The sequence below is a fragment of the Streptomyces sp. NPDC048734 genome, assembly GCF_043198675.1.
Lineage (GTDB): Bacteria > Actinomycetota > Actinomycetes > Streptomycetales > Streptomycetaceae > Streptomyces.
In genome coordinates, this window is record NZ_JBICUZ010000009.1 from 160,387 (window position 1) to 172,990 (window position 12,604).

General features: G+C 73.6%; 10 protein-coding genes and 1 pseudogene. 7 read left to right on the plus strand and 4 right to left on the minus strand.

The annotated features are described in order from the left end of the window. Positions 1-367 precede the first annotated feature (367 nt). The gene (locus ACGFQC_RS23810) at positions 368-1,066 is read right to left on the minus strand and encodes a TetR/AcrR family transcriptional regulator C-terminal domain-containing protein (RefSeq protein ID WP_363089446.1); all 699 of its coding nucleotides are present in this window, start codon (positions 1,064-1,066) and stop codon (positions 368-370) included. Positions 1,067-1,217: 151 nt separating this feature from the next. Here ACGFQC_RS23810 and ACGFQC_RS23815 point away from each other — a divergent pair, with 151 nt between their 5' ends. Continuing rightward, positions 1,218-1,931 carry a DUF4386 domain-containing protein gene (locus ACGFQC_RS23815; protein WP_363089445.1) on the plus strand — a complete coding sequence of 238 codons (714 nt, stop codon included), beginning with the start codon at positions 1,218-1,220 and terminating at the stop codon, positions 1,929-1,931. Between the two features lie 185 nt (positions 1,932-2,116). Here the strand turns inward: ACGFQC_RS23815 and ACGFQC_RS23820 are convergent, their stop codons facing one another. Further along, positions 2,117-3,691, minus strand: coding sequence for a PAS domain S-box protein (locus ACGFQC_RS23820; protein WP_363089520.1), 1,575 nt, complete (start codon positions 3,689-3,691; stop codon positions 2,117-2,119). Positions 3,692-4,008: 317 nt separating this feature from the next. On the opposite strand from ACGFQC_RS23820, the gene ACGFQC_RS23825 reads away from it, so the two are divergent. Beyond that, entirely contained in the window at positions 4,009-6,396 is a 2,388-nt protein-coding gene (locus ACGFQC_RS23825) for an excinuclease ABC subunit UvrA (RefSeq protein WP_363089444.1), read from the plus strand. Between the two features lie 279 nt (positions 6,397-6,675). Here ACGFQC_RS23825 and ACGFQC_RS23830 read toward each other — a convergent pair whose 3' ends face one another. Continuing rightward, positions 6,676-7,041 (minus strand): DUF6479 family protein, encoded by a 366-nt coding sequence (locus tag ACGFQC_RS23830; RefSeq protein WP_363089443.1) that lies wholly within the window; start codon positions 7,039-7,041, stop codon positions 6,676-6,678. Between the two features lie 159 nt (positions 7,042-7,200). Between ACGFQC_RS23830 and ACGFQC_RS23835 the strand changes: the two genes are divergently transcribed. From ACGFQC_RS23835 to ACGFQC_RS23845, 3 genes are all read left to right on the plus strand, one after another. Further along, positions 7,201-7,575, plus strand: coding sequence for a ferredoxin (locus tag ACGFQC_RS23835; RefSeq protein ID WP_363089442.1), 375 nt, complete (start codon positions 7,201-7,203; stop codon positions 7,573-7,575). Between the two features lie 534 nt (positions 7,576-8,109). Then, positions 8,110-9,015: a universal stress protein gene (locus ACGFQC_RS23840; RefSeq protein WP_363089441.1), complete on the plus strand. Its 906-nt coding sequence runs from the start codon at positions 8,110-8,112 to the stop codon at positions 9,013-9,015. 116 nt (positions 9,016-9,131) lie between these two features. Then, positions 9,132-10,016, plus strand: coding sequence for a universal stress protein (locus tag ACGFQC_RS23845; RefSeq protein ID WP_363089519.1), 885 nt, complete (start codon positions 9,132-9,134; stop codon positions 10,014-10,016). Positions 10,017-10,268: 252 nt separating this feature from the next. Here the strand turns inward: ACGFQC_RS23845 and ACGFQC_RS23850 are convergent, their stop codons facing one another. After that, the gene (locus ACGFQC_RS23850) at positions 10,269-10,733 is read right to left on the minus strand and encodes a pyridoxamine 5'-phosphate oxidase family protein (RefSeq protein ID WP_363089440.1); all 465 of its coding nucleotides are present in this window, start codon (positions 10,731-10,733) and stop codon (positions 10,269-10,271) included. 137 nt (positions 10,734-10,870) lie between these two features. Between ACGFQC_RS23850 and ACGFQC_RS23855 the strand changes: the two are divergent. Together ACGFQC_RS23855 and ACGFQC_RS23860 are read left to right on the plus strand one after the other, a co-directional pair. Then, positions 10,871-11,146 (plus strand): annotated as a pseudogene (locus ACGFQC_RS23855) (response regulator); the annotation flags it as partial. Positions 11,147-11,289: 143 nt separating this feature from the next. After that, a complete protein-coding gene (locus tag ACGFQC_RS23860; RefSeq protein ID WP_363089439.1) occupies positions 11,290-12,204 on the plus strand; it encodes a universal stress protein in 915 nt (304 codons plus the stop codon). The last annotated feature ends 400 nt before the right edge of the window (positions 12,205-12,604 follow it).

Sequence of the window (12,604 nt, forward strand, 5' to 3'; positions counted from 1 at the left end):
GGCTGTTGTGGTCACCGCTCGCGTTGAGGTTCAAGCCCTGGTGGAGGTGCTGGAGCCGGCGGGCGGGAATGGTGGGGGTCTGGTCGTAGCCGGCACGGGTCATCTCGCCGCCGGCCTGGGACCGGTCGCTGGAGTTCAGGTGCACCGGGTTGTAGCCGGCGGCGCTCGGGGTGCCGGTGAACACCCGGTGCTCGCCGTCGTACCGACGACCGTCGGGTCCTTGATCCCGGCGATGTCGTGGGCCGCGTCCGGCTCGGGGGACGAGCGGGCCGCTTGGGTCCAGGAGGAGCGGGAGGGGCGGCGCCGCGGCCGGCTGGGGCCGGGGACTCGTTCGGTGACCGGGACGCGGTGGGAACCGTCGGCCGGCTCAGGGCGTGGACGTCCAGCCCTGGGCGTGGAGCCGTTCGAATCCGTCCAGGAGAAGGTCCAGTGCGAACTCGAACTCGAAGCGGTCGTCGCAGCCCTGGCCGATGACTGTCCGCCGGTCGTGGGCCACCGCCCGGGCCAGCTCGGTGACGTGGGGGTACCGCCGGGCCATCGCCTCGTACGCGGCCACCTGCGCCCGGCCGTCCTGCGGCGCGGTGTTCGGCGGGTCGTCGAACAGCTCCTCGGTGAAGCCGAGCACGCGGCTGCCGAGGGCGTGCATCGCGTGGTGGGTGAGGTCGAGTGAGAAGCCGCCGTCCCGGAACATGCCGATCACGGAGTCCAGGTACGCAAGCACGGCCGGCGTCGGACTGGTGCGCGACCGGATCACCTGAGCCGCCCAGCTGTGTGCCAGGAGGGCGTCGCGTGCCCCGAGGATCCGTCCGCGGACCGCGCTCTTCCAGTCGGATCCGAGGACCTGACCCTCGATCTCCGCGACGACGACCTCCACCATGCCGTCCAGGAGTTCTTCCTTGTTGGCCACGTGCTTGTAGAGGGCCATCGGCACGACGCCGAGTTCCTGGGCGAGTCGACGCATGCTCAAGGCCTCGATCCCGGAGCCGTCGGCGAAGGCGACGGCGGCGTGCAGCAGCCGGTTCCGGCTCAGGGGGGTCCGGCGTGGTTCCCGCTGCTGCTCCGACACGTGGGTTTCTCCCTCGATCCGTTCCGGGGTGGCTCGGTTGGTGCGGATGGCGGGCGCTCGAGTCCCGCCTTGACGAGTGTACGGCGTACACCTAAGGTGAGCGTCAACTGGCGGGTGTACGCCGTACACCTACGGAGGGGGTCTGTTCCGCATGAGCACAAGCAGGAGAACCGCGGTCGTCGTGGCTGTGCTGTTCCTCATCACCGAGGTCACCGCGATCGGCGGGCTCGCGCTCTACCGCCCCGTTCTGCACGACACCGAGTACGTCGTCGGTCCCGGCGCCGACACCCGGGTGTTCCTGGGGGCGCTGTGCGAGTTCGTGCTCGCGCTGGCCGTCACGGGCACCGGGGTCGTGTTGTACCCGGTGCTGAAGAGGCGGAGCGAGTGGGCGGCGCTCGGCTACGTCTGCGGGCGTCTACTGGAGGCCACCGTCATCGTCGTCGGCATCATCAGCGTGCTGTCGGTTGCGACGCTCAGGCAGCAGGCCGAGGGCGCGGCGGGCGCTGATGACGCCTCACTGGTGACGGTCGGCAGGGCCCTGGTGGCATTCCACGACTGGACGTTCCTGTTCGGGCCGAACTTCGTCCTCGGGGCCAACACCCTGGTACTGGCCGCCCTGATGTACACCTCGCGGCTCGTGCCGCGGTTCATCGCCCTGCTGGGACTGGTCGGCGGGACGATGATCTGCGCCTCGGCGACCGCCGTGCTGTTCGGAGTCTACGAGCAGGTCACTGGGGTCGGGGTGCTCGCGGCCCTTCCGGTGTTCGCCTGGGAGGTGGCGCTGGCCGTCCGGCTGCTCGGCAAGGGCTTCGACGAGGGCGTCGGCACCCCCGTCGGTGCCCGTGTGGGCGTCGGCGCCGGGTGACGGCTGCCTTCAGGGAGTCCGGTTGCGTTCTGCCTCGGCAGGCCCACAACCCACGGCCTCCGCGCGCCCGTCGGCACCGCCGCGACGTCGTCGAGCGCTGCTTCAGCCGCCCCCGGCAGGGGCGCGGACCGCCCACTGGCCACGACAGGACCCGCGAGTCCTGCCAGGCCGCCGTCCCCATCACCTCAATCCTGCTCCGGATCTGACCTTGAAGACGACCCCTGGGCCGCCGGAAGCTGCGCCAGCAGGAGGGTCACGTCGTCGTTGTGGCTCTCCGGGTCCGGCAGGAGGCCGGCGAGCACCTGGTCGGCGGCTGTCTCCAGACAGGGTGCGTCGGTGAACAACTCGTTTAGCAGGAGGGTGAGTTCACCGATGCGCAGTTCTATGTCGCTGCCCGGCGTCTCGATCAGGCCGTCCGTGTACAGCACCAGGGTGGCTCCCGGCGGTATCTGCGCGCGGGCCTGCTCGAACGGGCCGTCGCCGACCCCGAGGGGCATGTTGACCGGGCAGTCGAGCGCCCGCACCCCCTTGCCGGCCCCGGCGACCAGGACCGGCAGATGGCCCGCCGAGCAGATCGTCACCGTGCCCGTCTTCGGGGCGATGACCAGGTAGCAGCAGGTCACGAGCTGGTCGGGCACGTCCAGGTCGGCGACGCAGGTGTCCAGCGCCCGCATCAGCTGCCGCGGCTGCATGCCGGTCTTCGCCAGCGCGTGCGCGGCCGAGCGCAACTGGCCCATCACGGCGGCGGCCTCCAGACCCCGTCCCATCACGTCGCCTATCAGCACCCCCACCCGGCCGCCGCCCAGCGGCACGAGGTCGAACCAGTCGCCGCCCACCCCGGCGCCCTGGGTGGCGGGCCGGTAACGACTGGCGGTGGCCAGGCCGGGCAGCGCGGGCGGTGTGCCCATCAGGCTGCGCTGGAGCGTGAGGGCGATGTGCCGCTGCTGCTCGTACAGTTCGGTCAGCTCGGCCTGGGCGCGCTTGCGGTCGCTGATGTCCCGCACGATCGCGCACGCCCCGACCACCGTGCCGCGGGTGTCCCGGGTCGGCCACAGGGTCACGTCGACGTCCAGCAGCGCACCGCCGCTGGTGACCTTCAGCGTCTCGAAGTGCTCCACCTTCCGGCCCCGCCGGAGCCGCCGCAGCAGCGCCCTGACCTCGCCGCGCAGCTCGGGCGGGGCCAGCAGGGAGACGTGTTGGCCGATGGCCTCGTCGGCGGTGTAGCCGTACAGGCGCTGTGCCGCCGCGTTCCAGTAGGTGACGTATCCGTCCAGGGTGTGGGCGAGGATGGCGTCCTGCGAGGATTCCACGAGGGCGGCCAGCTCGTTGATGCGGGCCTCGGCGGCCTTGCGGTCGGAGACGTCGCGGACCGCCGCCGACACCAGCAGCCCGTCGGTGGTCTCCAGGGGGCTCAGACTGATCTCGACGGGGAACTCGGTGCCGTCCTTGCGCAGCCCGAGCAGTTCGAGTCCGGCGCCCATGGGCCGGACCTGGCGGTTGGCCGTGTATCCGCCGCGGTGCCCGGTGTGCTGCGCGCGGAAGCGGTGCGGCAGCAGCAACTCGACCGGCTGGTCGAGGAGTTCCTCGCGGCGATAGCCGAAGAGGGCCTCGGTCTGGGCGTTGACGAGCCGGATGGTGCCCCGGTCGTCGACGATGACCATCGCGTCCGGTGCCGCCTCCAGCAGCCCCCGGAACCGTTCCTCCGCCCCGCCCGGAGCCTTCTCGCGCACAGGGGCGCGGCAGCCGTACCGTCGTTCCACCGGTTCCGCCTGCACCAAGTCGGCCATGTTCCACCTCACCTTGCGCGACGATTCAAGCCATCTCAGCGCCTTCGCACCCGCCCCGCTCCGGGATGTCGCTTACTGACCGTTCACGCCCGAAGCTGGCCGATCGTCGTCCGGGTGTGCGACCCGGGCCGTCCGGGCGCCGCTTCACCGCCGGTACGTACGGTATGGCATGGTTTCGCGCCGCCCGGCCGGACAGGAACGGTCCGATGCGGTCAGGAAACGGGAAGCGTCGGGCCACCGGCGGCACATAGCGTGGGGACGATGCCCAGGAACACGGACGGAGACAGTTGATGAGCCCTGCGAACAGGACGGACGACCGGCCGTCCGCGCCCCACGCCGCCGACACCCACGACGTGATCCGTGTGCACAGCGCGCGCGTGAACAACCTCAAGGACGTCAGCGTCGAGATCCCGAAGCGCCGGCTGACCGTCTTCACGGGGGTGTCCGGCTCGGGCAAGAGCTCGCTGGTCTTCGACACGATCGCCGCCGAGTCGCAACGGCTGATCAACGAGACGTACAGCGCCTTCGTGCAGGGCTTCATGCCGACGCTCGCGAGGCCCGACGTCGACGTGCTCGACGGGCTGACGACCGCGATCATCGTCGACCAGCAGCGGATGGGCGCCGACCCCCGTTCCACGGTCGGCACCGCCACCGACGCCAACGCGATGCTGCGCATCCTCTTCAGCCGGCTGGGCGAGCCGCACATCGGCCCGCCCAGCGCCTACTCCTTCAACACCGCCTCGGTGCGGGCCAGCGGCGGCATCACCGTCGAGCGCGGCGCCAAGGAGACGGTGAAGGCGACCTACCAGCGCACCGGCGGCATGTGCACCCGCTGCGAGGGCCGGGGCACGGTCTCCGACATCGACCTCACCCAGCTCTACGACGACAGCAAGTCCCTCAACGAGGGCGCGCTCACGATCCCCGGCTACAGCATGGACGGCTGGTACGGACGTATCTTCAGCGGCTGCGGCTTCTTCGACCCGGACAAGCCGATCCGCAGGTTCACGGAGCAGGAACTGCGCGATCTCCTTCACCGGGAACCGACCAAGATCAAGGTCGACGGCATCAACCTGACGTACGAGGGACTGATCCCGAAGATCCAGAAGTCGATGCTCGCCAAGGACGTCGACGCGCTCCAGCCCCATGTGCGCGCCTTCGTGGAGCGCGCCATGACCTTCACCTTCTGCCCCGAGTGCGACGGCACCCGCCTCAGCGAGGGCGCCCGCTCGTCGAGGATCGACGGGATCAGCATCGCCGACGCCTGCGCCATGCAGATCACCGACCTCGCCGAATGGGTCCGCAAGCTCGACGTGCCGTCGGTGGCGCCGCTGCTGACGACGTTGCGCCGGACCCTCGACTCGTTCGCGGAGATCGGCCTCGGCTACCTCTCGCTCGACCGGCCGGCGGGCACCCTGTCGGGCGGTGAGGCGCAGCGCGTCAAGATGATCCGCCACCTCGGCTCCTCGCTCACCGACGTCACCTACGTCTTCGACGAGCCCACCGTCGGCCTGCACCCCCATGACATCCAGCGGATGAACGACCTGCTGCTGCGCCTGCGCGACAAGGGCAACACCGTGCTCGTCGTGGAGCACAAGCCGCAGACGATCGCGATCGCCGACCACGTCGTCGACCTCGGCCCCGGCGCCGGCGCCGCGGGCGGCACCGTCTGCTACGAGGGCACCGTCGAGGGGCTGCGAGCCGGCGGCACCGTCACCGGCCGCCACCTCGACGACCGGGCCGCCCTGAAGGAGTCCGTGCGCAGGCCGACCGGGGCGCTGGAGATCCGCGGTGCGACGGCGCACAACCTCCAGGGCGTCGACGTGGACATCCCGCTCGGCGTGCTCGTCGTCGTCACGGGGGTCGCCGGTTCCGGCAAGAGTTCGCTCGTCCACGGGTCGATCCCCGCCGACGCGGGAGTGGTGACGGTCGACCAGAGCCCCATCAGGGGGTCGCGGCGCAGCAACCCGGCGACCTACACCGGACTGCTCGACCCGATCCGCAAGGCGTTCGCCAAGGCCAACGGCGTGAAGCCGGCCCTGTTCAGCGCCAACTCCGCGGGCGCCTGCCCCGCCTGCAACGGCGCGGGTGTCGTCTACACCGACCTGGCGATGATGGCCGGCGTCGCCGCCCCCTGCGAGGACTGCGAGGGCAAGCGGTACCAGGCGGCGGTGCTCGAACACCGCCTCGGCGGCCGGGACATCAGCGAGGTGCTCGCGATGCCGGTGGCCAGGGCCGAGGAGTTCTTCGGCTCCGGCGAGGCGCACATCCCGGCCGCGCGGCGCATCCTCGGCCGGCTCGCCGACGTCGGGCTCGGCTATCTCACCCTCGGCCAGCCGCTCACCACGCTGTCCGGCGGCGAGCGGCAGCGGCTCAAGCTCGCCACCCGCATGGGAGACAAGGGCGGCGTCCACGTCCTCGACGAGCCGACCACCGGCCTGCACCTCGCCGATGTGGAGCAACTGCTCGGACTGCTGGACCGGCTGGTCGACGCGGGCAAGTCGGTCGTCGTCGTCGAGCACCACCCGGCGGTCATGGCGCACGCCGACTGGATCATCGACCTCGGTCCCGGCGCGGGTCACGACGGCGGCAGGATCGTCTTCGAGGGCACTCCGGCCGACCTCGTCGCCGCCCGCTCCACCCTCACCGGCGAGCACCTTGCGGCGTACGTCGGCGCCTGACGCCCCGCCCGGCCGCCGCCGGGGCACCGTGATCCCGGCCGGCGCGCCGGGTCACCGCCGTGCCTTGGGGCCCGCGCCTCCGAAGACGCCAGGGCCCGGGCGCACCGGCCCGGGCCCTGGCTGACGTGGACGTGCATGACGGATGGGGACGGGAACGGCCGGCCGGTGATGTGGCCGCGGACCGCTCCTGGCGCGGCGCGCCAGGAGCGGTCCGCGGCGGCTCCGCCCCCGGCTCCAGCCGCTCCGGGCGGGACGTCAGGACCTCGGTCGCGGGGAGGGTCAGTGCCCGCCCAGTCCGCCCCCGCCGAAGGAGCCGCTGCTGCCACGGCTCCAGCGCGGCCGCGACGTGGACGTGCTCGGCCGGGTCTGCATGTTGGTCAGTTCGTACGGTGTGAGGGCGTGGCCCCCCTTCCCGGTCCGCGGCACCTCGTCGGGCTCCCGGGCCTCCTGGACCTCGCGTACGGGTCCCTCCGGGGGCAGGTGCGGCTGCTCCTCGGGGCGGGGCCGGGGCAGCTCGCGCTGCTTGACGCGCGCGCCCAGCCAGAAGCTGCCGGCGAGCAGGGTCACGAGGGCCACGCCGACCACGAACATGGCCACGCTGAGCAGGCCGCTCGCGGCGGCCAACTGCATGTCTGCGCTAGTCATATCAGGTGAATACCCCACTAATCGGTCGCGAACCGCTTCACGGACCCCGTCGCTCTCCGCGGTGGGGGCGGTGCCGGGCCGGTGTCGGGCGGGGCCGCGCCCGGTGCGGCCCCGCCCGCCGCCGGGTTTGGCGCGGCTCGCCGCGGCTACCCGCGCTGTGTGACTTCGACGACATCCCAACAGGAACTCTTCCGGTTTCTGGAGGACCGCTTCGCATGCGCCCAGGCGTGCACCGAGTGCGCGCGGGCCAGCGCGCTGCGCGCGAGCCAGGTGGATCCGGACGGAACCGAAGAGCAGGAATTCGTGCGCCGCAAGGGGATCATGTGCGCGGAGGTCTGCGACGCGACCTGCCGTGTGCTGTCCGAGGACAACCGGGTGGACGAGGCGAGCATCCGGGTCCAGGTGGAGTGGTGCCGGACCGTCTGCCTGGAGACCGCACACGCCTTCGACCGGCACCCGGGCGCCGAGGACGGCGCGGCGGCGTGCCGCGCATGCGCCCAGGCCTGCACCGACTTCCTCCAGACGCTGGAGTGAAGTGGTGACCTCCCGGTGCCGACCGGCACGACGACGGAGGCGATGACCGGAGCGGGGCCCGGACGGCCGCCGCCCCCGCCCGGCCGGTGACGGGTGTCCCCGGCCGATCACCGCCTGATCGATTTCGCAACGCCTTCCACGATGCGCGCCGTCCCGCACGGCGGACTCGAACGCGGCCGCCGTTCGGCCGCGCTCCTCACCTTCGGCGGCGACCGACGAGATCCAGCGGGCGATCATCTCCTGGACCGCCCCCGGAACGCCCCGCGTATGGCGCCGACTCCCGTCCGGCAGGAGGATGGGCACAGGCCCGCGGGCGGGCCCGTACCGGGCCGGGCGTCCTCCGCCCGCGACCCCGCACGGCCGCCGCGCCGCGTACCGGCGCACCGCACCGGGCGGGGGTCGGTCGGCGCCACCCCGGGACCAGTGGCCTCTGCCCGGCAACGCCCCCGAGGGCGACGCTGGTGGTGGGCCCCCGTCCCGGATCCCTTGTCCCGGATCCTGAGCCCAAGATCCCTCGACGAGGAGGTGGAGGCCATGCTCCGCACCGTCACCGTAGGTCTCGACGGCTCGCGTGAGAGCCGCGCCGCCGTGGAATGGGCGGCACGCGAGGCGAAGTTGCGCGGCCTGCCGCTGAAGATCGTGCACGTCTGGCAGCCGGCCCCGGAGCCGATGGCCCAGGCACCGCTGCTCGGCGGCGAGACACAGGCGCACTGGACCGAGCGCATTCCCCGGGAGGCCGCCGCGGGCGTCGCCCTGCGCCATCCCGGCGTCGAGGTGATCAGCGAGCAGATCCCCGGACAGGCCGGTGACGTCCTCGCCGAAGCGGCCAAGAGCGCCGAGCTGCTCGTCCTGGGCTCCCGCGGCTTCAGCGGGATCGGCGGGTTCATGATCGGCTCCGTGGCCCTGTCCGCCGTCGCGCACGCGGAACGCCCCGTCGTCCTGGTCCGCGCGCTGGAGGCGGCCGCCGACGAGCACGAGCCGGACCCGGCGGGGATACCGTCCGCCGCGACACCGTTTTGGCCCGTGGTGCTCGGACTCGACGTCGACGACCCGGACGAGACGCTGATCGAGTTCGCCTTCGAGGCCGCCCGGCTCCGCGACACGTCCCTGCGGGTCGTCCACGGCTGGAGCCCGCCGCCGTACTACGCGTACGCCATGCCCGCCAACCCCGCGCGTGACGAGGCCCTGGGCCTGAGCGCGGCCCAGACCCTCTCCGAGGCGCTGCTGCCGTGGCGGCAGAAGTTCCCGGACGTCGAGGTCGTCGAGATCTCCCGCCACGGCAGCGCGGCCGTCCACGTCGTGAAAGCCGCCCGCGAGGCCTCGCTCGTCGTCGTGGGCCGCCGGATCCGCCGCAGCCCGTTCGGCGCCCACATCGGTCACGCGACGCACGCGGTCCTCCACCACTCGACGGCCCCCGTCGCCGTGGTCCCCCACGCCTGACCCTCCCGAGGAGGAGAAGCCATGAACGCAGCGGTCGTCCGAGCGCTCGCCGAGCCCCTCGCCGCCGAGGTCCGGGCCGGTGCCGTCGTCGCCCCGGACGAGGGGCGGTGAGCACGGTGGAGCTCCCCCTCGTGGTGGGCGTGGACGGCTCCGAGCCGAGCCTGCGGGCCGTGGACTGGGCGGCCGACGAGGCCGCCCTGCGCGGGGTCCCGCTCCGGCTGGTGTACGCCTCCCTCTGGGAGCGGTACGAGGGCGACTCCCTCGCCGAGGACCTCACCGACGACCTGGGCGGGTCGGCCGAGCAGGTGACGGCCGAGGCCGTCGTGCGAGTCGCCGCGAACCGGGCCGCGCTGCGCCGCCCCGACGTCAAGGTATCCACCGACGTGCTGCCCGAGGAACCCGAGTCCGCGCTCGTCCGCGAGGGACGCAACGCCTGTGCCCTGGTCCTCGGCCACCGGGGCCGCAGCGGCCTCGTGGAGATGCTGCTCGGCTCCGTCGGCCTGAGCGTCGCCGCCCACGCCGACTGCCCGGTGATCGTGCTGCGCGGCAGTCACGACAACCAGGTCCGGGCCGCGAGACACGGCCGCGTCGTCGTCGGCATCGGCGACAAGGGCACGGACTCCGCCGCGCTGCGCTTCGCCGTCCAGGAAGCCGGGCTGCGCGGCGCGACGCTGGAGGCCGTACGGGCCTGGCGGTGCCCCGCGCACGAGACCACCGACCACCCCCTGCTCGTCGGGGAACCCGCCAGGCTGCACGAACTGCGTGCCGCCGAAATCCTGGAGCAGGCACTCGAGGACGTGCCCGCCGACGTGGAACTGCGCCGTCGCACGGTGGAGGGCCCCGCTCGCGGGGTGCTCCTGGCGGCCTCGCACGAGGCCGACCTGCTGGTGGTCGGCGCCCGGCGCAACCCGGGACACCTCGGGCTGCAGCTGGGGCGCGTCGCCCACTCGGTGCTGCACCACGCCGCCTGCGCGGTGGCGGTCGTACCCGAACGGCCGTGAGGGGCCGCGGCCGGCCGGGCGGAGACGCGCCGCGAGGGGGCGGGGCGGGCGTACCCGGCCGGTCGGCCCGCCCCGCCCCGGTGGGACCCGCCCCCTCCCGCGCCCGCCGGCCGGGCCCTCGCCTCTCACGGCCGTTCGGGCCGCCGGCCCGTCGTGGCCGGGACGGACGGCCGGGTGACCAGCCGGGTGACCGGCCTCGCCGACGCACCGACCCGCGGGCAGGGGGAGCGGAACCGGCCCGCCCCCGGGGCCTCACACGAGCGGGGACGGATCGTGCGCCGTCAGGCGGACTCCGGTGATCAGATCGGGGCCGATGCGGACGGCGTGATCCATCCTCTGCGTCGCCCAGGGCCGCAGCAGGGCCCGGTAGCGGGCGAGTTCGCCCGGGTCGGTGACCAGCCGCGCATAGCCCGTGACGACCACGCTCCAGCCGAGATGGGTGTCGGGGTCGATGTCGTCGGCCTCGTAGGCGACGACGGCCCCCTCGGCCCCGGTCTGCCGGGTGTACCGGGTCAGCGCGGCGTCTCCGTGGGTGCGGATGACGATGTCGCCGTCGACCAGGACGTGGTTGACGGGGCGGACGGTCGGCAGCGCGTGCCGGGTGAAGACGATCCGTCCCAGGGACACGCCGCCCAGCAGCCGTAGCGCCTCGGCAGCGTCCAGCTCGACACTCGTCCGTGTCTCCGGGGCGTTCGGCTGGTCGTCGTCACCGGCCATCGCAAGTATCCGTATCGTCGGGTCAATCACAGGTCTTTGTCTCCCGCGGCCGCGCGTGCGCCTGACCGGGCCATTCGAACCGGGCGGACGCCCGTCTCACCAGGGCCGACCGGCCCTGTGGGACGTCCGATGGTCCCGGCCGGCCCGCCCTCACCCGGACCGACGGCGCTCCCGTCCGGGGCCTCGTCGTCGACGACGACCCCGACCTCGCGGAGGTGCTCTCCGGCGCCCTGCGCTACGAGGGCTGGGAGGTGCGCACGGCCGGCGACGGCGTCTCGGCCGTCGCCGAGGCCCGCGAGCTGCTCCCCGACGCCGTCGTCCTCGACGTGATGCCCCCGGACACCGACGGCTTCTCCGTGCTGCGCTCGCTGCACGGCGTCCGCCCCGACGTGTGCGTGCTCTTCCTGACCGCACCGGCCGCGGCCGGACGACCGCCGCGCGCGGCCGCATCGGCGACGCGTCGGGACCGTTCGGCTCCCGACGGGGACCTCCGGCCCTGCCGGCCCGCGCGCGCGGCCCGCCAGACTGGGGACGCACCCCTGAAGGAGGTCCGTACATGCTCGCCATCACCGTCGGTCTCGACGGCTCGCCCGAAAGCCTCGCCGCCGCCGACTGGGCCGCTCGCGAGGCGGCACAACGAGAGACGCCCCTGTGCCTCCTGCATGCCGGGGAATCGCCGCGCCCTCTCTACGCGCCGCTCGCGGGCCTTCCGGCACCGGGCGTGCTCGACGCGCAACGCGCGTGGGCGACCCGGCTGCTGAGCGAGACCGCCTCCCGGCTCGCGGAGCGCCACCCCGGCCTGCGGATCACCACCCGGCAGACCGAGGACCCGGTGGTCCCCGCCCTGCTGGCGGCCGAGGAGGACACCGAACTGCTGGTCCTCGGGTCCCGGCGCCTCGGCACGGTGTCGGGCTTCCTGGTCGGCTCCGTCGCCCTCGCCACGGTGGCGCGTACCGAACGCCCCGTCGTCCTGGTACGGGCCGACGGCCACCCCGAGGACGAGCACCTGCCGGACGCCACGGGCGCCGGCGCGACCACCACTCCCTACCGCGAGGTCGTGCTGGGGCTGGACCCGCGGAGCCCGGCCGACGCCGTCGTCGAGTTCGCGTTCGAGGCCGCCCGCCGTCGTGCGGCAGGCCTGCGGGTGGTCCACGGCTGGAACCCGGCGGTCGACCAGGGCTACGGCGCCGTCCTGGAATCGGGACTCGACGCCGAACCGACGGAAGAGGCACGGCACGGACTCAGCGACGTCCTGCGGCCCTGGCAGGACAAGTTCCCGGGCGTGGAGGTGCGGGAGCAGGCCGTCATCGGCGGCGCCGGCCGTCACCTCGTGCACGCGTCGAGGGACGCGTCCCTGGTCGTCGTCGGACGCAGGAGGCGCCAGGCACCGGTCGGCGGACGCATCGGTCCGGTGACACACGCGGTGCTGCAGCACGCCTCCGCGCCGGTCGCGGTGGTCCCGCACGACTGACCCGCGCAGGCGGGCGGTCTCCGGCGGACCGCCCACGCCGGCGCGGCCAGGAGGTCCGGCGGGGCCCGCCGGACCGTTCGGCCCGGCCCCGGAGGCACCGCGGCGTGGCCGCCGCCCGCCCGGCGGTGTTCCCGGGAGCCGCCGGCGGGCGCGGCGTTCCCTCACCCGCTCCGTCCGGCCCGGCGGTCCGCCGTCCTCCGGTCCGCGTCCTCCCGTTCCGCGTCCTCCCGGTCCGCCGTCCTCCGGTCCGCGTCCTCCCGTTCCGCGTCCTCCCGGTCCGCGCCCGCCGGTACGGACGCCCGGCCGGAACCGCGGTCAGTCCGGCAAGGTCTGACGGGGTGTCACGGAAAAGGGCCGGACGGCCCCCCGGAGGGGACCGGGCAGCCTCTGCCGCCGCACC

Bases quoted from the DNA above. Each gene is read 5' to 3' on its own strand.
- ACGFQC_RS23815 (WP_363089445.1), top strand. From the start codon at position 1,218: ATGAGCACAAGCAGGAGAACCGCGGTCGTCGTGGCTGTGCTGTTCCTC.
- ACGFQC_RS23825 (WP_363089444.1), top strand. From the start codon at position 4,009: ATGAGCCCTGCGAACAGGACGGACGACCGGCCGTCCGCGCCCCACGCC.
- ACGFQC_RS23830 (WP_363089443.1), bottom strand. From the start codon at position 7,041: ATGACTAGCGCAGACATGCAGTTGGCCGCCGCGAGCGGCCTGCTCAGC.
- ACGFQC_RS23840 (WP_363089441.1), top strand. From the start codon at position 8,110: ATGCTCCGCACCGTCACCGTAGGTCTCGACGGCTCGCGTGAGAGCCGC.
- ACGFQC_RS23850 (WP_363089440.1), bottom strand. From the start codon at position 10,733: ATGGCCGGTGACGACGACCAGCCGAACGCCCCGGAGACACGGACGAGT.
- ACGFQC_RS23860 (WP_363089439.1), top strand. From the start codon at position 11,290: ATGCTCGCCATCACCGTCGGTCTCGACGGCTCGCCCGAAAGCCTCGCC.